The organism is Enterobacter sp. SCRI0065, from assembly GCF_059766475.1.
Genome location: NZ_JCBAJB010000019.1, coordinates 1 through 21,704, shown reverse-complemented (window position 1 = coordinate 21,704; position 21,704 = coordinate 1). Strand labels below are relative to the sequence as shown.

The 21,704-nt window shown below is 51.2% G+C and carries 20 protein-coding genes and 1 riboswitch; of the genes, 9 read left to right on the top strand and 11 right to left on the bottom strand.

Translation table 11 applies throughout. The features are described from left to right. Positions 1 to 2 precede the first annotated feature (2 nt). Positions 3 to 776, bottom strand: a complete 774-nt coding sequence (gene nudC / locus AC6EMZ_RS22960; RefSeq protein WP_498405138.1) for an NAD(+) diphosphatase — start codon at positions 774 to 776, stop codon at positions 3 to 5. A gap of 95 nt (positions 777 to 871) precedes the next feature. Here nudC and rsd point away from each other — a divergent pair, with 95 nt between their 5' ends. The 7 genes from rsd (at position 872) to thiH (ending at position 6,979) form a co-directional block, all read left to right on the top strand. Continuing rightward, the gene (rsd, locus tag AC6EMZ_RS22955; RefSeq protein WP_498405137.1) at positions 872 to 1,369 is read left to right on the top strand and encodes a sigma D regulator; all 498 of its coding nucleotides are present in this window, start codon (positions 872 to 874) and stop codon (positions 1,367 to 1,369) included. 53 nt (positions 1,370 to 1,422) lie between these two features. Next, a riboswitch (TPP riboswitch) is annotated at positions 1,423 to 1,531 on the top strand. An 83-nt stretch (positions 1,532 to 1,614) separates the two neighbouring features. Continuing rightward, the gene (thiC, locus tag AC6EMZ_RS22950) at positions 1,615 to 3,510 is read left to right on the top strand and encodes a phosphomethylpyrimidine synthase ThiC (RefSeq protein WP_498405136.1); all 1,896 of its coding nucleotides are present in this window, start codon (positions 1,615 to 1,617) and stop codon (positions 3,508 to 3,510) included. After that, on the top strand, positions 3,510 to 4,145 hold the full coding sequence (gene thiE, locus AC6EMZ_RS22945; RefSeq protein WP_498405135.1) for a thiamine phosphate synthase: 636 nt from the start codon (positions 3,510 to 3,512) through the stop codon (positions 4,143 to 4,145). Before thiC ends, thiE begins: the two co-directional genes overlap by 1 nt. Next, on the top strand, positions 4,138 to 4,893 hold the full coding sequence (locus AC6EMZ_RS22940) for a HesA/MoeB/ThiF family protein (protein ID WP_498405134.1): 756 nt from the start codon (positions 4,138 to 4,140) through the stop codon (positions 4,891 to 4,893). Before thiE ends, AC6EMZ_RS22940 begins: the two co-directional genes overlap by 8 nt. After that, complete coding sequence (gene thiS, locus AC6EMZ_RS22935) at positions 4,877 to 5,077, top strand: sulfur carrier protein ThiS (RefSeq protein WP_498405133.1); 201 nt, start codon at positions 4,877 to 4,879, stop codon at positions 5,075 to 5,077. The genes AC6EMZ_RS22940 and thiS overlap by 17 nt, the downstream gene beginning before the upstream one ends. Before the next feature lies 1 nt (position 5,078). After that, the gene (thiG, locus tag AC6EMZ_RS22930) at positions 5,079 to 5,846 is read left to right on the top strand and encodes a thiazole synthase (RefSeq protein WP_498405132.1); all 768 of its coding nucleotides are present in this window, start codon (positions 5,079 to 5,081) and stop codon (positions 5,844 to 5,846) included. Continuing rightward, on the top strand, positions 5,846 to 6,979 hold the full coding sequence (gene thiH / locus AC6EMZ_RS22925; protein ID WP_498405131.1) for a 2-iminoacetate synthase ThiH: 1,134 nt from the start codon (positions 5,846 to 5,848) through the stop codon (positions 6,977 to 6,979). The genes thiG and thiH overlap by 1 nt, the downstream gene beginning before the upstream one ends. Before the next feature lie 269 nt (positions 6,980 to 7,248). On the opposite strand, the gene cspE is transcribed toward thiH, so the two are convergent. Further along, a complete protein-coding gene (gene cspE, locus AC6EMZ_RS22920; protein WP_011915465.1) occupies positions 7,249 to 7,461 on the bottom strand; it encodes a transcription antiterminator/RNA stability regulator CspE in 213 nt (70 codons plus the stop codon). A gap of 1,065 nt (positions 7,462 to 8,526) precedes the next feature. On the opposite strand from cspE, the gene AC6EMZ_RS22915 reads away from it, so the two are divergent. Together AC6EMZ_RS22915 and AC6EMZ_RS22910 are read left to right on the top strand one after the other, a co-directional pair. After that, positions 8,527 to 8,832 (top strand): PTS sugar transporter subunit IIB, encoded by a 306-nt coding sequence (locus AC6EMZ_RS22915; RefSeq protein ID WP_498405130.1) that lies wholly within the window; start codon positions 8,527 to 8,529, stop codon positions 8,830 to 8,832. Positions 8,833 to 8,835: 3 nt separating this feature from the next. Then, the gene (locus AC6EMZ_RS22910; RefSeq protein WP_498405129.1) at positions 8,836 to 9,153 is read left to right on the top strand and encodes a PTS lactose/cellobiose transporter subunit IIA; all 318 of its coding nucleotides are present in this window, start codon (positions 8,836 to 8,838) and stop codon (positions 9,151 to 9,153) included. Positions 9,154 to 9,223: 70 nt separating this feature from the next. On the opposite strand, the gene rpoC is transcribed toward AC6EMZ_RS22910, so the two are convergent. The 9 genes from rpoC to AC6EMZ_RS22865 form a co-directional block, all read right to left on the bottom strand. Continuing rightward, entirely contained in the window at positions 9,224 to 13,447 is a 4,224-nt protein-coding gene (gene rpoC / locus AC6EMZ_RS22905) for a DNA-directed RNA polymerase subunit beta' (protein WP_498405128.1), read from the bottom strand. A 76-nt stretch (positions 13,448 to 13,523) separates the two neighbouring features. Next, the gene (gene rpoB / locus AC6EMZ_RS22900) at positions 13,524 to 17,552 is read right to left on the bottom strand and encodes a DNA-directed RNA polymerase subunit beta (RefSeq protein ID WP_498405127.1); all 4,029 of its coding nucleotides are present in this window, start codon (positions 17,550 to 17,552) and stop codon (positions 13,524 to 13,526) included. Between the two features lie 320 nt (positions 17,553 to 17,872). Continuing rightward, positions 17,873 to 18,238, bottom strand: a complete 366-nt coding sequence (rplL, locus tag AC6EMZ_RS22895) for a 50S ribosomal protein L7/L12 (protein ID WP_153743903.1) — start codon at positions 18,236 to 18,238, stop codon at positions 17,873 to 17,875. A gap of 66 nt (positions 18,239 to 18,304) precedes the next feature. After that, positions 18,305 to 18,802: a 50S ribosomal protein L10 gene (gene rplJ, locus AC6EMZ_RS22890; protein ID WP_498405126.1), complete on the bottom strand. Its 498-nt coding sequence runs from the start codon at positions 18,800 to 18,802 to the stop codon at positions 18,305 to 18,307. Between the two features lie 291 nt (positions 18,803 to 19,093). Next, positions 19,094 to 19,798, bottom strand: coding sequence for a 50S ribosomal protein L1 (gene rplA, locus AC6EMZ_RS22885; protein WP_498405125.1), 705 nt, complete (start codon positions 19,796 to 19,798; stop codon positions 19,094 to 19,096). Between the two features lie 3 nt (positions 19,799 to 19,801). Further along, the gene (gene rplK, locus AC6EMZ_RS22880) at positions 19,802 to 20,230 is read right to left on the bottom strand and encodes a 50S ribosomal protein L11 (RefSeq protein ID WP_271282900.1); all 429 of its coding nucleotides are present in this window, start codon (positions 20,228 to 20,230) and stop codon (positions 19,802 to 19,804) included. A gap of 156 nt (positions 20,231 to 20,386) precedes the next feature. Continuing rightward, positions 20,387 to 20,932, bottom strand: coding sequence for a transcription termination/antitermination protein NusG (nusG, locus tag AC6EMZ_RS22875; RefSeq protein WP_498405124.1), 546 nt, complete (start codon positions 20,930 to 20,932; stop codon positions 20,387 to 20,389). A gap of 1 nt (position 20,933) precedes the next feature. Next, complete coding sequence (gene secE / locus AC6EMZ_RS22870) at positions 20,934 to 21,317, bottom strand: preprotein translocase subunit SecE (protein WP_049842136.1); 384 nt, start codon at positions 21,315 to 21,317, stop codon at positions 20,934 to 20,936. Between the two features lie 229 nt (positions 21,318 to 21,546). Next, positions 21,547 to 21,704, bottom strand: a 158-nt coding sequence (locus tag AC6EMZ_RS22865) for an EF-Tu C-terminal domain-related protein (protein WP_498405144.1), incomplete at its 5' end; no start/stop codon positions are given.

The window sequence follows — 21,704 nt, the reverse complement described above, 5'->3', positions numbered from 1 at the left end:
TGTCATTCGTACTCGGCCCGACACATCGCCACCGTATCTTCTATCAGCCTGCGCGCCACGGTGCCTGGCGGCGGGAGCAACGGTAAATCGTCATAACGATACCAGTTGGCATTGAGCAACTCTTTCGGGTCGATCGCAATGTCGCCGCTGTCATAATCAGCCATAAACGCCGTCATGAGTGACATCGGGAACGGCCACGGCTGGGAGGTGACGTAACGCAGGTTTTTAACGTTGATACTGCTCTCTTCCATCACTTCACGAGCGACCGCCTGCTCAAGCGTTTCGCCGACTTCAACAAAGCCAGCCAACACGGTGTGGATGCCGTTACGATGGCGGACATGCTGTGCCAGCAAAATAGAATCATCGCGACGAATCGCCACGATAATGCACGGCGCAATTTGCGGGTAATAACGTTCACGGCAGTGATTGCAAAGCAATGCCCATTCGGTTTTGCTTGGGCGCATTGCGTGACCACAATAGCCACAGAACTTATGCGAGCGATAAAACTCGGCCAACTGCACGCCGCGTCCGGCTAGCTGAAACAGCCCTGCATCAAGATCGATAACCTGACGAACCGATCCCATATCGTGGCGTCGATGTTGTTGGATCAACCACACAGAGTCGCCCTGCCATTCGCCAATCTTAAGTGCAGATTGCCCCACAAGATCGAAATTCTCTGCGTCGCCATAAGGTATTTCTCCGCCAGGCAACCATAGCTTTTGTTCATGACTGACGATCCACCAGCCACGATCTAATTTTTCAATTATACGATCCATATCTATTGCACAACCTTTGCTTCACAGGCATGTTGGTTACATTATTCTTACATTTTAGGTGGGCAGCTTTTAACCTTAACCTTGCGGAGTCAAACATGCTAAACCAGCTAGAAAGCCTGACAGAGCGCGTTGGAGGAAGTAATAAACTGGTCGATCGCTGGCTTCACGTGCGCAAACATTTACTCGTTGCCTATTACAACCTGGTAGGCATTAAGCCTGGCAAAGAATCGTATATGCGCCTGAATGAAAAAGCGCTGGATAATTTTTGTCAGAGCCTTGTCGACTACCTTTCCGACGGTCATTTTAATATTTATGAACGCATTATCCGAGAAATGGAAGGGACTCATCCGTATTTAGCCGCCACTAAGCTCTACCCACAGCTGGAGGCGAATACCCAGCAGATCATGGATTACTATGATTCAACGCTCGAAAACGCCATAGATCATGACAACTACCTTGAGTTCCAGCAGGCCCTGTCCGATCTCGGCGAAGCGCTGGAAGCACGCTTCACGTTAGAAGATACGTTGATTGCGCTTGCACTGGATAACAACCTGAACACCAGCAACGAAGATAGTATCGCTCGCCCAGCTTGAGTTATTCATCATTAACGTATAGTTTACAACCAATGCTCCTGTTTTAGGGGAGCAAATTCTTGTCGGAGTGCCCAGTGCGAAAGCCGGGCTGAGACCGTTAATTCGGGATCCGCGGAACCTGATCAGGTTAAGACCTGCGAAGGGAACAAGAGTCAAACTTGTTGTTGTATCGCCCGTGGGCGATCCTTCCTCTTGCTTCATCCGTCGTCTGACAAGCCACTTCCTTTTCTTTTTTGGAATGAGCTATGTCTATACCTAAACTGACCCGCCGCGAGCAACGCGCGCAAGCCCAACACTTCATCGATACGCTGGAAGGCACCGCTTTCCCCAACTCAAAACGCATTTATATCAACGGCTCACAGGCCGATATCCGCGTACCTATGCGCGAGATCCAGCTCAGCCCAACGCTCGTTAGTGGCGACAGAGATAATCCGCAATTTGAAGATAACGAAGCAGTGCCGGTCTACGACACATCAGGTCCATATGGCGATACCGACGTAGCCATCAATGTCCAACAGGGACTCGTAAAATTGCGCCAGCCGTGGATTGATGCACGCAACGACTGCGACGCGCTGACCGTACGCAGCTCCGCTTATACCAAACAACGTCTGGCCGACGATGGCCTTGATGACCTGCGATTTACCGGCCTGCTCACCCCCAAACGCGCAAAAGTAGGCATGTGCGTGACTCAGCTGCATTACGCGCGTCAGGGCCAGGTCACGCCAGAAATGGAATTCATCGCTATCCGCGAAAACATGGGCCGCGAGCGTATTCGCAGTGAAATTTTACGCCACCAGCATCCGGGAGAAGGCTTTGGCGCTCGTCTGCCCGAGAACATCACGCCTGAATTTGTCCGCGACGAAGTAGCCGCCGGTCGCGCCATTATTCCTGCCAATATCAATCATCCGGAATCGGAACCGATGATCATAGGCCGAAACTTCCTGGTGAAAGTAAACGCCAATATTGGCAACTCGGCGGTGACGTCTTCCATCGAAGAAGAGGTAGAGAAACTGGTCTGGTCAACGCGCTGGGGCGCGGATACGGTAATGGACCTTTCGACAGGCCGCTATATTCACGAAACCCGGGAATGGATCCTGCGCAATAGCCCAGTGCCGATCGGCACGGTCCCGATCTACCAGGCGCTGGAGAAAGTGAACGGGATTGCCGAAGATCTCACCTGGGAAGCGTTCCGCGATACGTTGCTGGAGCAGGCAGAACAGGGCGTCGACTACTTCACCATTCATGCCGGCGTTCTGCTGCGCTACGTACCGATGACCGCCAAACGCCTGACCGGAATTGTCTCGCGTGGCGGCTCCATTATGGCGAAATGGTGTCTATCGCATCATCAGGAAAACTTCCTGTACGAACATTTCCGCGATATCTGCGAAATCTGCGCGGCCTATGACGTTTCGTTGTCTTTGGGCGATGGTCTGCGTCCAGGTTCCATTCGTGATGCCAATGACGAAGCGCAGTTTGCCGAATTGCATACGCTTGGCGAACTGACCAAAATCGCCTGGGAGTATGACGTGCAGGTCATGATCGAAGGCCCGGGACACGTGCCAATGCAGATGATTCGCCGCAACATGACCGAAGAACTGGAGCACTGCCACGAAGCGCCGTTCTACACGCTAGGCCCGCTAACCACAGATATCGCGCCTGGCTATGACCATTTCACCTCTGGCATTGGTGCGGCGATGATCGGCTGGTTCGGCTGCGCGATGCTCTGTTACGTCACGCCAAAAGAACACCTCGGTCTGCCAAACAAAGAAGACGTTAAGCAGGGGCTAATTACCTACAAAATTGCCGCTCACGCCGCCGACCTGGCAAAAGGCCATCCTGGCGCGCAAATCCGCGACAACGCCATGTCTAAGGCGCGCTTCGAATTCCGCTGGGAAGACCAGTTTAATCTGGCGCTTGACCCGTTTACCGCCCGCGCTTACCACGACGAAACGCTACCGCAGGAATCCGGCAAAGTTGCCCACTTCTGCTCTATGTGCGGACCAAAGTTCTGCTCAATGAAAATCAGCCAGGAAGTGCGCGACTACGCCGCAAAGCAGGTGATTGAAGTGGGCATGGCGGATATGTCAGAAAACTTCCGCGCCAAAGGTGGCGAAATCTACCTCAAAAAAGAGGAGGCATAATGTACCAGCCTGATTTTCCACCGGTACCTTTTCGTTTAGGTCTTTACCCGGTTGTCGATAGTGTGGAGTGGATTGCTCGCTTGTTAAATGCGGGTGTAAAAACACTCCAGTTGCGTATTAAAGATAAAACCGATGCGGAGGTCGAAGGTGACGTGTTAACCGCCATTGAGCTCGGTCGCCGTTTCGATGCCCGTCTTTTTATCAATGACTATTGGCAACTCGCCATTAAGCATCAGGCCTACGGTGTACATTTGGGGCAGGAGGACCTGGAAACCACCGATCTCAATGCCATTCGTCATGCTGGCCTTCGTCTGGGCGTATCGACTCATGATGATATGGAAATCGACATCGCACTGGCGGCACGTCCCTCATACATCGCCCTCGGTCATGTTTTCCCCACCCAGACCAAACAGATGCCTTCATCGCCACAAGGACTGGAACAACTGGCACGACATATCGAACGTCTGGCGGATTACCCGACGGTGGCTATCGGCGGCATCAGCCTTGACCGCGCTCCTGCGGTATTGAAAACCGGTGTGGGTAGCATCGCGGTGGTCAGCGCCATCACTCAGGCAGCTGACTGGCAGGCTGCCACAGCTCAGCTGCTGAAGCTGGCAGGAGCAGGCGATGCGTGACAGCGACTTTATGCGCTACAGCCGCCAGATCCTTCTGGAAGATATCGCCATCGACGGGCAACAGAAGCTGCTCGCCAGCCGGGTATTGATCATCGGGCTGGGTGGATTAGGTGCTCCGGCAGCGCAGTATCTGGCAGGTGCAGGTATTGGCACTCTGGTATTAGCCGACGACGACGATATCCATCTGAGCAATTTGCAGCGGCAAATTCTGTTCACGATCGATGACCTTGGTCAGCCAAAAGCACAGGTCACAAAGCGAAGGCTTAGCCAGTTGAACCCTGATATTCAGATTCTTGCTCGCCAGCAGAGGCTCGAAGGAGAAGCACTGCATCATGAAATTTCGCTGGCCGACGTGGTGCTTGATTGCACCGATAACATGGCAACGCGTCAGGCTATTAACGCCGCCTGCGTGGTTCTGGGTAAGCCACTCATCACGGCCAGCGCCGTAGGCTTTGGCGGACAAATGATGGTGCTGACGCCACCGTGGACGCAGGGCTGCTATCGCTGCCTGTGGCCAGATGACGAAGAACCTCAGCGCAACTGCCGCACGGCGGGCATTCTTGGCCCAGTTGTTGGCGTCATGGGTACGTTACAGGCGCTAGAAGCCATCAAGCTACTCAGCGAGATAGATACCGCACGCAACACGCTGCGTCTCTTCGATGCGCGATCGGGTAGCTGGCGGCAATTGGCGTTACAACGCGCCAACGGCTGTCGGGTTTGTGGAGGCCATCATGCGGATCCTGTTTAACGATGAGCCAATGCAATGCACTGACGGGCTCACAATCTCAACGCTGCTTGAACAACTCCGCCAGCTAAAACCAGGAATGGCTCTGGCACTTAATCAACAGATCCTGCCGCGTGAGCAGTGGGAGCTTCAGCAGGTGCGCGACGGCGATCGAATCCTGCTTTTTCAGGTCATCGCGGGAGGCTGATATGTTACGTATTGCAGATAAAATCTTTGAATCACATCTCTTCACCGGCACAGGGAAATTCGCCTCGCCTCAACTGATGGTAGAAGCCATCCACGAGAGCGGGAGTCAACTGGTGACGCTGGCGCTGAAACGCGTGGATCTGCGTCATCATAGCGATGCCATACTCGCACCGCTGCTTGAGGCAGGCGTAATGCTGCTACCCAATACCTCTGGCGCAAAGACTGCGGAAGAAGCCGTTTTTGCCGCGCAGCTGGCAAGGGAAGCGCTGGGGACAAGCTGGCTGAAACTGGAAATCCATCCTGATGCGCGTTGGCTATTACCGGATCCTATCGAAACGCTTAAAGCGGCTGAGATTCTGGTCAAGCAGGGGTTTACCGTGTTGCCTTACTGCGGCGCTGACCCGGTCTTATGCAAAAGGCTGGAGGAGGTAGGATGCGCGGCCGTGATGCCGCTCGGCGCACCGATTGGCTCAAACCAGGGGCTGGAAACGCGCGCCATGCTTGAAATCATTATTGAACAAGCGACGGTACCGGTCGTGGTCGATGCGGGAATTGGCGTGCCGAGTCATGCGGCACAGGCGCTAGAAATGGGCGCTGACGCGGTTTTAGTGAATACGGCAATTGCGGTCGCAGAAGATCCGATAATGATGGCCCGTGCGTTTCGCCTGGCGGTAGAAGCGGGCGTGTTGGCGCGGCACTCTGGCGCTGGCGCACGTCGCTATCAGGCACAGGCAACCAGCCCGCTGACCGGATTTCTGGAGGCATTTTGATGAGCACGTTTACTGACCGCTGGCGACAGTTGGATTGGGATGATATTCGGATGCGCATCAACGGCAAAACGCCCGCCGATGTGGAGCGCGCATTACATGCGCGTCATCCCACCCGCGACGACATGATGGCCCTGCTCTCCCCCGCCGCCAGCAATTATCTTGAGCCCATGGCACAGCGCGCACAACGGCTGACCCGTCAGCGCTTTGGCAACACGGTGAGTTTCTATGTGCCTCTTTATCTGTCCAACCTTTGCGCCAATAACTGTACCTATTGCGGCTTTTCGATGAGCAATCGTATCAAGCGTAAAACGCTCGATGACGCTGAGATTGCGCGAGAATGCGCGGCAATTCGGGAGATGGGTTTCGAACATGTGCTGCTGGTGACCGGTGAGCATCAAGGAAAAGTAGGAATGGATTATTTTCGCCGGCATTTCCCCGACATTCGCCGTCAGTTCTCGTCATTACAGATAGAGGTTCAGCCGCTTTCCACAGAAGAGTACGCTGAATTGAAAACGCTGGGGCTGGATGGCGTGATGGTTTATCAGGAGACGTATCACGAAAAAATGTACGCTCAGCATCACCTCAAAGGCAAGAAACAGGATTTCCTCTTTCGTCTTGAAACTCCAGACAGGCTTGGCCGCGCAGGAATCGATAAAATTGGGCTCGGCGCGCTGATTGGCCTATCGGACAGCTGGCGGGTAGATTGTTATATGGTCGCGGAGCATCTTTTATGGCTTCAGCAACAGTACTGGCAGAGCCGCTATTCCATCTCATTTCCCCGATTAAGGCCCTGCACCGGAGGCATCGAACCCGCATCAATCATGGACGAGCGCCAACTGGTTCAAACTATCTGCGCGTTTCGCCTGCTGGCACCTGAGGTCGAACTGTCATTATCCACACGAGAGTCACCGGGGTTTCGCGACAAGGTCATTCCATTAGCGATCAACAACGTGAGCGCGTTTTCGAAAACACAGCCAGGTGGCTATGCTGACGCTCGGCCTGAGCTAGAACAGTTTACCCCACACGATGGCCGCCGCCCTGAAGATGTCGCTCAGGCACTCACTGCTCAAGGTTTGCAACCGGTATGGAAGGACTGGGATAGCTGGCTGGGACGCGGCTCGCAGTATCGCTGAAAAAAGAGGTAATGCTGGAGAAATCTTACAAACCGTCTCGGAAAGCATCAAAAGCAAGATTGTGAAATATTACGCGTTTTTTTATTCTCTTGTCGTCAGCAACGGACGCTGACCAGGGCGAAAATCCACTTCCTCGTTTCGCCCTGCCCTCAAACAACGGACGCCAGAAACGAAAAAACCCGCCGAGGCGGGTTTTTTATTCACTATCGCTTAACTGCTCAGGCTCAGGCCTTCATCGCTATTGTAAGTGGCAGTGAGATTATCGGCTATTACAGCGCGATAACGTTAACAGCAGACGGGCCTTTAGCGCCGTTCTCAATTGAGAACTCAACTTTTTGGCCTTCGTCTAAAGTTTTAAAATCGCTGCTCTGGATTGCAGAGAAGTGTACGAATACATCTTTGCTGCCGTCCTGAGGGGTGATAAAGCCGAAGCCTTTTTCAGGGTTGAACCATTTTACTAAACCAGTCATTTTGTTAGACATTGATATTTCCTTTCTTATTTTTGAGCCACTCTCGCGGCGAACTTGGCCTGTTTTTCAGAATTTATCTTATGGGGCACTTAGGAGGAGGCTCATGAAGAAGGGATATCCAGGATAGCGCTTGAACTGAGGACTGCTTTACTAAAACTGCTTGCATAAGGTCTGTGTTCCAAACCGATGACAACATAGTAGGCTTGGTTTGATTTATTAAGCAAGGATTAATTTTTTTTATCTTACGTGCATCAGAAAAGTGAAGTGAGACAACAAGACGAAAAGAAGGAGGTGAGCGATCGGGTCAAACACATTGATATCGATACAATAAAAGCCCCAACTATTGCAGTCAGGGCTTTTATGGTACTACGAACTTCAGATTTAACATTAATTGACTTACGTTTTTGGTACTACTTATGGTACTGCTTTTAATGTACGCGTTTAATACAGATAATATTGGATACTGATACTAACTAACTTGCTCCTCTATTTACCGTTTAACCTATCCCACCAGCCTGATAACACAACTCAAGCATGGCAACTTAAACAAGTACACTCCCCATCGCGACATATACTCTTTGATGCGTGGCCTTACTGTCTTTGCGGAAGATAACAACAGAACGTATCCGCAAACATTCACTTCAAAATCATGGCCTTACATCGTCGCGCTTCACTTACTACTTTGCGATTTCGTCTATCAGTTACAGGACCTTGAAGCTTTAGCGAAGCGAGAAATATACGTTCATCTCACATCAACTAACCCAAAAAACAGACTTCGTGGCCTTCATCGCAAACCCCAATAAAGCTTAACTGCTACTTACTGGCTAACAGCAAACTACCATTTCTCTGCTGTTGAGTTCTAATTTACATATTTAAAATCTGGTGTCAATACTGTTTTTAATAACATGTCTATATGGACAGTATCAGCAAAAAACTATTATCCCCTTTGCAAATTGTAACCGGTTTCAGTAAAGCGAGGTTTCTTTGTGATGCCAGACACACAATCGCGGTAAAGCGGTTGTTGAAGGTGCCTGCTCGGGATAATTATCAATAAACACATGTAGATCGAGGCTGACTATGAAGAACATCGTTTTATGTTGTGCAGCGGGAATGTCCACCAGCATGCTGGTTCAACGCATGAAAGACGCGGCACAAAAGAAAGGTATCGAAGTAAGCATCAAAGCCGTTCCGGTTGCTGAGTTCAAGGACATTATTGCAACAGCCGACATCGTGTTACTGGGGCCACAGGTAAAATACGAATTGGCAAAACTGCAGGCACAGGCGGAACCACTGGGTAAACCTGTCGCGGTGATCGACATGATGGATTACGGCATGATGAAAGGCGATGTCGTACTGGAAAAAGCCCTCAAACTGCTGGAGTAAATCGTGGAAGATTTAGAAACGACCATCATGGAATTGCTGGTAAATGCCGGTGCGGCACGTAGCGCGGCGCTTACCGCTTTACAGCTGGCCCGCAAAGGTGATTTTGACGAGGCTGAAAAATCGATGGAGGAGTCGCGCGAGTATGTTAAACATGCGCACGTCATCCAGACACAGCTTATCGGTTTTGATGAAGGCACCGGAAAACTGCCGGTGAACCTGATTACCGTTCACTCGCAGGATCACCTGATGAATGCGATGGTGATTCAGGATCTCGCGGGCGATATGATCGAGCTTTATCGTCGGTTGCCACTACTGAAGTAATCATCACCCTACCAGGTTACAGCCATGAAAAAACCCGCCGAAGCGGGTTTTTTATTAGCTCAAGTCACGATTAATCGTTGTTAGAGCCGCCCAGACCTGCGTTCAGCAGTTCTGCCAGGCTGGCAGATGCATCTTCAGCAGTAACCTGAGGTGCAGCTGGCTGTTCGCCTGCAGCACGACGACGCATACGATCCTGGTGATACGCATAACCCGTACCAGCTGGAATCAGACGACCAACGATAACGTTCTCTTTCAGACCGCGCAGTTCATCACGTTTACCCGCTACAGCAGCTTCAGTCAGGACACGAGTGGTCTCCTGGAACGATGCAGCAGAGATGAAGGACTCGGTTGCCAGAGACGCTTTGGTGATACCCAGCAGATCGCGGGAATACAATACCGCAACTTTGCCATTCGCTTCGAGATCGCGGTTAGCAATCTTGACGCGAGAGTATTCAACCTGCTCGCCTTCCAGGAAGTCAGAGCTTCCAGCGCTATCGATGGTTGCTTTACGCAGCATCTGACGAACGATAACTTCGATGTGTTTATCGTTAATCTTAACGCCTTGCAGACGGTAAACGTCCTGTACTTCGTTGGTGATATAACGCGTTACCGCGTGTACACCACGAAGACGCAGAATGTCGTGCGGCGCTTCTGGACCATCGGAAACCACGTCACCACGTTCTACACGTTCGCCTTCGAACACGTTGAGCTGACGCCATTTAGGAATCATCTCTTCGTATGGCTCGCTACCGTCTAACGGAGTGATAACCAGACGACGTTTACCTTTGGTTTCTTTACCGAAGGAAATGATACCGGTAATTTCCGCCAGGATTGCAGGCTCTTTCGGACGACGTGCTTCGAACAGGTCAGCAACGCGTGGCAGACCACCGGTGATATCCTTGGTACCGCTGGATTCCTGAGGAATACGCGCCAGAGCGTCACCCGCACTGATCTGGATACCATCTTCCAGCTGAACAATCGCTTTACCCGGCAGGAAGTACTGAGCAGGCATATCGGTACCTGGGATCAGAACATCGTTACCATTGGCATCAATGATTTTCAGCGCTGGACGCAGATCTTTACCGCCCGCGGTACGTTCTGCTGAATCCAGAACCACCAGGGAAGAAAGGCCGGTCAGTTCGTCGGTCTGACGAGTAATCGTCTGGCCGTCAACCATATCGGTGAAGCGAATGAAACCACCCACTTCAGTGATAACTGGCATGGTGTGTGGATCCCAGTTTGCAACGGTTTCGCCGCCCGCAACCTGTTCGCCATCGCCTTTGCCCATTACCGCACCGTAAGGCACTTTGTAGCTTTCTTTGGTACGACCGAATTCGTCGATCAGCTTCAGCTCGGTGTTACGAGAAGTCACTACCAGTTTACCGGCAGAGTTCACAACCGACTTCGCGTTGCTGAGCTTGATGCTACCTTTGTTTTTCACCTGGATGCTAGATTCAGCAGCGGAACGAGATGCCGCACCACCGATGTGGAACGTACGCATCGTCAGCTGTGTACCTGGTTCACCGATGGACTGTGCCGCGATAACCCCGATAGCTTCACCTTTGTTGATGATATGGCCACGTGCCAGGTCGCGACCATAGCAGTGAGCACAAACGCCAAAGTCAGTTTCGCAACCTACTACGGAACGTACTTTTACGCTGTCAACAGAGTTGAGTTCCAACAGGTCACACCATTGCTCATCGAGCAAGGTATTACGGGTGACCAGGATGTCTGCAGTACCCGGCTTGATCACATCTTCAGCCGTTACACGGCCCAGAACGCGATCGCGCAGTGGTTCTTTAACGTCGCCACCTTCGATAACCGGAGTCATCAGGATGCCTTCGTGTGTTCCACAGTCATCTTCGGTAACAACCAGATCCTGCGCGACGTCAACCAGACGACGAGTCAGATAACCGGAGTTTGCCGTTTTCAGTGCGGTATCCGCCAGACCTTTACGAGCACCGTGCGTGGAGATGAAGTACTGGAGTACGTTCAGACCTTCACGGAAGTTCGCGGTGATTGGCGTTTCGATGATGGAGCCATCTGGCTTAGCCATCAGACCACGCATACCTGCCAGCTGACGAATCTGTGCTGCTGAACCACGCGCACCGGAGTCGGCCATCATGTAGATGCTGTTGAAGGAAACCTGCTGCTCTTCTACACCGTCACGGTTAATAACGGATTCAGTTTGCAGGTTATCCATCATCGCTTTAGAAACACGATCGTTCGCCGCAGCCCAGATATCGATAACTTTGTTGTAACGCTCACCTGCGGTTACCAGACCAGACTGGAACTGCTCCTGGATCTCAGCAACTTCAGCTTCCGCTTCAGAGATGATCTCAGTTTTCTTCGCTGGGATGACCATGTCATCGATACCAACAGAAACACCTGAACGCGCTGCATATGCAAAGCCGGTGTACATCGTCTGGTCAGCAAAGATTACCGTAGGCTTAAGGCCCAGAATACGGTAACAGGTGTTCAGCATTTTGGAGATTGCCTTCTTGCCCAGCGCCTGGTTGACGATGGAATAAGGCAGGCCTTTCGGCACGATCATCCACAAAATCGCACGACCTACGGTAGTGTCGATAATGCTGGTTTTACCAACGAACTGATTGTTGGCATCTTTTTCAAATTCAGTGATACGCACTTTTACACGCGCATGCAGTGAGGCCAGACCTGCGCGATAGATACGCTCAGCTTCTTTAGGGCCAGACAGCACCATGCCTTCGCCTTTGGCGTTAACACAGTCACGGGTCATGTAGTACAGACCCAATACAACGTCCTGAGAAGGAACGATGATTGGCTCGCCGTTCGCAGGTGACAGGATGTTGTTGGTAGACATCATCAGCGCACGCGCTTCCAACTGAGCTTCAAGCGTCAGCGGAACGTGTACTGCCATCTGGTCACCATCGAAGTCGGCGTTATAAGCCGCACAAACCAGCGGGTGCAGCTGGATAGCTTTACCTTCGATCAGTACCGGTTCAAATGCCTGAATACCCAAACGGTGCAGAGTTGGTGCACGGTTCAGCAGTACTGGGTGTTCGCGGATAACTTCGTCCAGGATATCCCAAACGACAGCTTCTTCACGCTCAACCATCTTCTTAGCAGCTTTAATGGTGGTAGCAAGACCACGCAGTTCCAGCTTGCCGTAGATGAACGGTTTGAACAGCTCCAGTGCCATTTTCTTCGGCAGACCGCACTGATGCAGACGCAGGTATGGACCTACGGTGATAACAGAACGACCAGAGTAGTCAACACGCTTACCGAGCAAGTTCTGACGGAAACGACCCTGCTTACCTTTGATCATATCGGCCAAAGATTTCAGAGGACGCTTGTTAGAACCGGTAATCGCACGACCACGACGTCCGTTGTCCAGCAGGGCATCGACAGCTTCCTGCAACATACGTTTTTCGTTACGTACGATGATGTCAGGTGCAGCCAGGTCCAGCAGACGTTTCAGACGGTTGTTACGGTTGATCACGCGACGATACAGATCGTTAAGATCCGACGTTGCGAAACGACCGCCATCAAGCGGAACCAGCGGACGCAGATCTGGCGGCAGAACCGGCAGAACGGTCAGGATCATCCACTCTGGTTTGTTACCAGACAGGACGAACGCTTCCAGCAGCTTGATACGCTTGGTCAGTTTTTTACGCTTGGTTTCGGAGTTAGTTTCGTTCAGCTCTTGACGCAGCTGCTCGCACTCTTGCTCCAGATCCATGTTTTTCAACAGGGCCTGAATAGCTTCCGCACCCATCTTCGCGTCGAATTCGTCACCGAACTCTTCCAGCGCGTCCAGATACTGTTCTTCGGTCAGAATCTGATTACGTTCCAGATTCGTCATACCGCCTTCGATAACCACATAAGATTCGAAGTACAGAACACGTTCGATATCGCGCAGCGGCATATCCAGCAGCAAGCCGATACGGGACGGCAGAGATTTCAGGAACCAGATGTGAGCAGTTGGAGACGCCAGCTCGATGTGGCCCATGCGTTCACGACGCACTTTAGTCTGGGTCACTTCAACGCCGCACTTCTCGCAGATCACACCACGGTGTTTCAGGCGCTTGTACTTACCGCACAGGCACTCGTAGTCTTTTACTGGCCCGAAAATACGCGCACAGAAAAGGCCGTCACGTTCAGGTTTGAACGTACGGTAGTTAATGGTTTCCGGCTTCTTAACTTCACCGAAAGACCATGAACGGATCATGTCTGGCGATGCCAGAGCAATTTTGATCGCATCAAACTCTTCGGTTTTAGTCTGCGCTTTTAGAAACTTTAATAAATCTTTCACGGATTTGCTCCCGTCGGAGTTAGCACAATCTGGTGCCGGGAATTACCCCGGCACCAGTGACCTGTTTGAGCGAGAGTTACTCGTCTTCCAGCTCGATGTTGATACCCAGAGAACGAATCTCTTTCAACAGTACGTTGAAGGATTCTGGCATACCTGGTTCCATCTGATGGTTGCCGTCCACGATGTTTTTATACATCTTGGTACGACCATTCACGTCATCAGACTTAACGGTAAGCATTTCCTGCAGGGTGTATGCCGCGCCATATGCTTCAAGCGCCCATACTTCCATCTCACCGAAGCGCTGACCACCGAACTGAGCCTTACCACCCAGCGGCTGCTGAGTAACCAGGCTGTAAGAACCGGTAGAACGCGCATGCATCTTGTCATCAACCAAGTGGTTCAGTTTCAGCATGTACATATAGCCAACGGTAACCTGGCGCTCGAATTGCTCACCAGTACGACCGTCGAACAGTGTGATCTGACCGGAAGTCGGCAGGCCACCCAGCTGTAACAGTTCCTTGATTTCAGACTCTTTCGCACCGTCAAAGACTGGCGTTGCGATTGGCATACCTTTTTTCAGGTTCTCTGCCAGACGCAGCACTTCATCATCCGTGAAGGTGTTCAGGTCAACTTTCTGGCGAACGTCAGTGCCCAGATCGTACGCACGCTGGATGAACTCGCGCAGTTTCGCGACTTCTTCCTGCTGCTTCAGCATAGCGTTGATTTTTTCGCCAATGCCTTTTGCAGCCATACCAAGGTGAGTTTCGAGGATCTGACCAATGTTCATACGAGACGGTACGCCCAGCGGGTTCAGTACGATATCTACCGGCGTACCGTTAGCATCGTGCGGCATATCTTCGATCGGGTTGATCTTAGAAATAACACCCTTGTTACCGTGACGACCTGCCATCTTATCACCAGGCTGAATCTGACGTTTAACAGCCAGATACACCTTAACAATCTTCAGCACACCTGGTGCCAGATCGTCGCCCTGAGTGATTTTGCGGCGTTTCGCTTCGAGTTTTTTCTCGAACTCGTGTTTCAGTTCGTCATACTGCTCAGCCAGTTGTTCCAGCTGATTTTGTTTATCTTCGTCGGTCAGGCCCAGTTCCAGCCAGCGATCGCGCGGCAGTTTGTCAAGCTTCTCAGCTTCAACACCACCGGAGACCAGCACCGCGTAGATACGACTAAACAGGCCAGCTTCAAGGATCTGCAGTTCTTCAGACAGGTCTTTCTTAGCCTGCTTCAGCTGCATCTCTTCGATTTCCAGCGCACGTTTGTCTTTTTCTACGCCATCGCGAGTAAAGACCTGAACGTCGATGATCGTACCGGAAACACCGTTAGGTACGCGCAGAGAAGAGTCTTTAACGTCAGACGCTTTCTCACCGAAGATCGCACGCAGCAGTTTCTCTTCTGGCGTCAGCTGGGTTTCACCTTTAGGTGTTACCTTACCAACCAGAATATCGCCGCCGGTCACTTCTGCACCGATGTAAACGATACCGGATTCATCCAGTTTAGAGAGCGCAGCTTCACCCACGTTCGGGATATCAGCAGTGATCTCTTCAGGCCCCAGCTTGGTGTCACGGGACACGCACGCCAGTTCCTGAATGTGAATCGTGGTGAAACGATCTTCCTGAACCACACGCTCGGAGACGAGGATGGAGTCTTCGAAGTTGTAACCATTCCACGGCATAAACGCTACACGCATGTTCTGACCGAGTGCCAGTTCACCGAGATCGGTAGACGGGCCATCAGCCAGCACGTCGCCGCGCTCAACCGGCTCACCCAGAGACACACACGGCATCTGGTTGATACAGGTGTTCTGGTTAGAACGGGTGTACTTGGTCAGGTTATAGATGTCGATGCCAGCTTCGCCCGGATACATCTCGTCTTCGTTAACTTTAATAACGATACGGGAAGCATCCACGTACTGAACGGTACCGCCACGTTTCGCAACCGCAGTTACACCGGAGTCAACGGCAACAGCACGTTCCATACCGGTACCAACCAGCGGCTTATCAGCACGCAGAGTCGGAACCGCCTGACGTTGCATGTTCGCACCCATCAATGCACGGTTGGCGTCATCGTGTTCCAGGAATGGAATCAGTGATGCACCAACAGAAACAATCTGTTGGGTCGAAACGTCCATATAATCCACTTGGTCATTGCTGAACAAGCTGGATTCACCTTTGCTACGACAGGTAACGAGGTCATCAACAAAGCGACCTTCTTCGTCCAGGTTGGTGTTAGCCTGAGCGATAACATAGTTACCTTCTTCGATAGCAGAAAGGTAGTGAATTTCGTCGGTTACAACACCGTCAGTCACTTTACGATACGGAGTCTCAAGGAAACCGTATTCGTTTGTCTGTGCATACACGGACAAGGAGTTGATCAGACCGATGTTTGGACCTTCAGGCGTTTCGATTGGACACACGCGACCGTAGTGAGTCGGGTGTACGTCTCGAACTTCAAAGCCTGCGCGTTCACGAGTCAAACCACCCGGGCCGAGTGCAGAGATACGACGTTTGTGCGTAATCTCAGACAGCGGGTTGTTCTGGTCCATAAACTGAGAAAGCTGGCTGGAACCAAAGAACTCTTTCACTGCGGCAGAAATCGGCTTGGCGTTGATCATGTCCTGAGGCATCAGGGTATCCAGATCGCCCAGAGACAGACGCTCTTTAACCGCACGCTCTACACGAACCAGGCCAACGCGGAATTGGTTTTCCGCCATTTCGCCAACGGAACGAATACGACGGTTGCCGAGGTGGTCGATATCATCCACTTCGCCTTTGCCGTTACGGATATCAATGAGCTTCTTCATCACTTCGATGATGTCTTCTTTGCTCAGGATACCGGAACCTTCAATCGCATCACGCAGCAGAGAACGGTTGAACTTCATACGACCAACCGCAGACAAGTCATAGCGGTCTTCAGAGAAGAACAGGTTCTCAAACAGATTTTCAGCTGCTTCACGAGTTGGCGGCTCACCAGGGCGCATCATACGGTAGATTTCTACCAGAGCACTCAGACGATCGCTGGTTGGATCGACACGTATAGTCTCAGACATATACGCACCGTGATCCAGGTCGTTGGTGAACAGCGTTTCGATACGTTTGTGGCCAGACTGGCTCAGCTTAGCCAACAGATCCAGGCTCAGCTCCATGTTGGCTGGGCAGATCAGTTCGCCGGTAGAGGCATCAACGTAATCTTTTGCGGCTACTTTTCCTGCAATGTATTCAACCGGTACTTCGATGAGTTTGATATCATCTTTTTCAAGTTGACGGATGTGGCGCGCAGTAATACGGCGGCCTTTTTCCACATACACTTTACCTTCGAATTCGATGTCGAACGATGCGGTCTCACCACGCAGACGTTCCGGCAACAGCTCCATTTGCAGCTTGTTGTCGCGAATTTCGAAGATCACTTTCTCAAAGAACAGGTCAAGAATCTGCTCAGTGGTGTATTGCAGCGCACGCAAAATGATGGTCGCAGGCAGTTTACGACGACGGTCGATACGGACAAACAGGTTGTCTTTCGGATCGAACTCGAAGTCCAGCCAGGAACCACGGTAAGGAATGATGCGCGCGTTATACAGTACTTTACCGGATGAGTGTGTTTTACCCTTATCGCTGTCGAAGAAGACGCCCGGGCTACGATGCAGCTGGGAAACGATAACACGCTCAGTACCGTTGATAACGAAAGTACCGTTGTCAGTCATGAGCGGAATTTCACCCATGTAGACTTCTTGTTCTTTGATGTCTTTAACGGTGCCTTCCGGCGCTTCACGCTCGTAAACTACCAGACGCAGTTTTACGCGCAGCGGTGCGGAATAGGTCACACCACGGATCTGACATTCCTGAACGTCAAATACCGGTTCGCCAAGACGGTAGCTGACGTACTGCAGCTCAGAATTACCGCTATAGCTTTTGATTGGGAATACGGAACGGAAGGCTGCTTCCAGACCATACTGCCCTTCAGGATCTTGCTCGATAAACTTCTGGAACGAGTCAAGTTGGATAGAAAGGAGATAAGGTATATCCAAAACTTGTGGACGTTTACCAAAATCCTTACGAATACGTTTTTTCTCGGTATAGGAGTAAACCATTAGGGTTCCTCAGCTCGCTGACAAGTCGACCCATCTGCCCGACGAAGGGACAGTTTGTGCAACACCATTTTCTTGATCGGAAAATTGAATACTTTCCGCAAAACCTGTTGCTATCACGCTTAAACCATTTCGTTGCAATTTACACAGCCCGAGCGGCCTGTCGCAGTATATTAAGACGTCGATAGAAACAAGCATTGTCAGGACAGCCAGCAGTTAAATAGTGTGAAATGCTACTGGCGCCTTACAGCGCAAAAAGGCTGGTGACTAAAAAGTCACCAGCCATCAGCCTAATTTCTCAGGCTGCAACCGAAAGGGTTGGCTTATTTAACTTCAACTTCAGCGCCAGCTTCTTCCAGAGATTTTTTCAGTGATTCTGCGTCGTCTTTGCTCACGCCTTCTTTCAGAGCGGCTGGAGCAGATTCAACGAGGTCTTTAGCTTCTTTCAGACCCAGGCCAGTTGCGCCACGTACTGCTTTGATTACTGCAACTTTGTTCGCGCCGATACCTTTCAGAATCACGTCGAATTCAGTTTTTTCTTCAGCAGCTTCAGCTGGACCAGCAGCTACAGCTACAGCGGCAGCAGCAGAAACGCCGAATTTTTCTTCCATTGCAGAAATCAGTTCTACAACGTCCATTACGGACATAGCTGCAACTGCTTCAATGATTTGATCTTTAGTGATAGACATTTAAATTGTTCCTGAAAATCAGAATAAGTTTATACGTAAGCGAATGCTTTACAAAGATAACGACTATTAAGCCGCTTCTTTCGCATCGCGTACAGCAGCCAGAGTGCGAACCAGTTTGCCAGCCGAAGCTTCTTTCATGGTTGCCATCAGGCGTGCAATTGCTTCTTCGTAGGTCGGCAGTGTAGCCAGGCGATCGATTTGCGATGCCGGGATCAACTCACCTTCAAAGGCTGCGGCTTTGACCTCAAATTTTGCATTCGCTTTCGCGAAATCTTTGAACAGACGAGCAGCTGCGCCCGGGTGTTCCATAGAATATGCAATAAGGGTCGGACCAATGAACGCGTCTTTCAGGCACTCAAACTGAGTACCTTCAACAGCACGGCGCAGCAGGGTGTTACGAACAACACGCATGTATACGCCAGCTTCGCGACCTGCTTTACGCAGTTCAGTCATTTTGTCTACAGTTACGCCACGGGAATCCGCAACTACCGCAGACAGCGCGCCTTTGGCTACTTCGCTGACTTCAGCAACAATCGCTTGTTTGTCTTGAAGATTTAAAGCCATTAGCTTTGCTCCTGGATGTTTGCCAGGGCTCATGCCCTGGAACTCACTTCACTCTTTTCAAACGAAAAGAGCGTCTTAATACGGTGAGCAGAAACAAGCCAGAGTATCAGAAATAATCTTAGCGTTCTGTCACCGTCTACGCAGGACATTAAGTCTCTTACGAAACACCTGCGGTCTTCGACGGAGGCCTGGATCAGGCCAGGCTCCAACGAACAATTCTTTTACCTGCTAACTTTTGTTAGCAAACGTGGGGGGAAGATTGTAGACAAATCCACCGCCCACGTAAAGGTATTAGTTTGCTACTGCAGTCAGACCAGCCTGGTCAACCGCAACACCTGCACCCATAGTGGTGGAGATGCTAATTTTCTTGATGTACACGCCTTTAGCCTGAGTTGGTTTGGCTTTTTTCAGCGCAACCAGCAGAGATTCCAGGTTTTCTTTCAATTTCTCGGTGTCGAAGTCCACTTTACCGATGGTAGTGTGGATGATACCGTTTTTGTCGTTACGATAACGAACCTGACCTGCTTTAGCGTTCTTAACCGCTTCAGCAACGTTAGGGGTTACAGTACCAACTTTCGGGTTTGGCATCAGGCCACGTGGACCCAGAACCTGACCCAACTGGCCAACAACGCGCATTGCATCCGGGGAAGCAATAACAACGTCAAAGTTCATTTCGCCTTTCTTGATCTGGTCAGCCAGATCTTCCATACCTACCAGTTCAGCGCCTGCAGCTTTAGCAGCTTCAGCGTTTGCGCCCTGGGCAAATACGGCAACGCGAACGGAACGGCCAGTACCGTTTGGCAGTACAGTTGCACCACGAACGTTCTGATCAGATTTACGAGCATCGATGCCGAGGTTTACAGCAACGTCAACGCTTTCTACGAACTTAGCAGTAGCCAGTTCTTTCAGCAGAGAGATAGCTTCGGTGATGTCGTACTGTTTGGTCACATCAACTTTGTCACGAATGACGGACATGCGCTTGGTCAGTTTAGCCATTTCTTAGTCCTCCACTACCAGGCCCATGGAACGTGCAGTACCTTCAATGGAGCGAGTCATCGCTTCAATGTCGGAACCAGTCATGTCGGCAGCTTTGGTCTGCGCGATTTCCTGCAGCTGAGTGCGGGAAATTTTACCGACTTTGTCTTTGTTCGGCTTACCGGAACCAGACTTGATACCAGCCGCTTTTTTCAGCAGTACTGCTGCCGGCGGGGTCTTGGTAACGAAAGTGAAAGAACGGTCAGCATAAACGGTAATAACAACCGGAGTTGGCAGGCCTTTTTCCAGGGATTCAGTTTTGGCGTTAAACGCTTTACAGAATTCCATGATGTTAACGCCCTGTTGACCCAGAGCTGGACCAACTGGTGGACTCGGGTTAGCCATACCGGCTGCAACCTGCAGCTTGACGTAGGCTTGTACTTTCTTAGCCATTCTAAAATCCTCTAATTGGGTTATAGCGCCTCAGCGAGGCTCCCCGTGATAAAAATTCGTTTTACGGGCCGGGCCCATAAAAACAAAAGGCGCGAAATTGTATTCCAATCTCGCACCTCGTGCAACGATTAAATCGTCGCTTTTTTACTCGGCTACTTAGGCTTTTTCGACCTGGGCAAAGTCCAGTTCTACCGGGGTCGCACGACCGAAGATAGAAACGGAAACTTTCAGGCGGGACTTTTCATAGTCCACTTCTTCAACCACACCGTTAAAGTCAGCAAACGGACCGTCGCTAACACGAACCATTTCACCCGGTTCAAACAGCGTTTTCGGACGCGGCTTATCACCAACCTGCTGTAGGCGGTTCATAATCGCATCAACTTCTTTGTCGCTGATTGGTGCCGGGCGATCGGACGTGCCACCGATAAAGCCCATTACGCGCGGTACGCTGCGCACCAGGTGCCAGCTTGCATCGTTCATCACCATCTGAACTAGCACGTAACCCGGGAAGAATTTGCGTTCGCTTTTGCGACGCAGGCCGCCACGGATCTCGACCACTTCTTCGGTCGGAACCATAACTTCGCCAAACAACTCTTCCATATTGTGTAATCTGATATGCTCACGCAGCGATGTCGCTACGCGGCCTTCAAAACCGGAAAACGCCTGAACGACGTACCAGCGCATCTTAGGGGCTTCAGACATCTTAGAACCTCAGGCCAGTGATAAAGGAGACCAGGCGAACCAGAATGCCATCCAGTCCCCACAGAATCAGTGACATTACAGCAGTCACCGCTGCCACAATCAGCGTGGTGTGCAATGTTTCCTGGCGAGTCGGCCAAATGACCTTGCGAACTTCAGTTCGCGCTTCGCGGGCAAAAGCAACGGTCGCTTTACCTTTTGTCGTCAACAGCGCGACACCACCCGCTGCAGCAATAAGAATTACCACGGCCAGCGCACGCAACGGCAGCATCATGTCACGATAGAGGTAGTTGCCAACAATAGCCACAATCAGCAGCACGGCTACAATGACCCACTTCATCGCTTCCAGGCCGCGACCGCTCCCTTGAGCTTCGGTATTCGCACTCATAAACCAACCTGTCAGAAGAATTCTACAAACATTTTCACCCCGCGATTGCGAGGCGAGCCAAGCCGAAATGCACTGCAGCTTTTCGGACTAAACGCCCTCTACAGAGCCTGTCTCAGCAATGATTATGACAAAAAAAATCACTGATGAGCCAGGTTCTGGTTCGAAAGCGTGCAAAAAGGGCATCAAATGATGCCCTTTTAGTACGCATTGCGTCAAATGTTATCCGCGATTAGCTGATAACTTTAGCAACAACGCCAGCACCAACAGTACGGCCGCCTTCACGGATTGCGAAACGCAGACCGTCATCCATCGCGATTGGGTGGATCAGGGTAACAACCATCTGAATGTTGTCGCCAGGCATAACCATCTCAACGCCTTCTGGCAGTT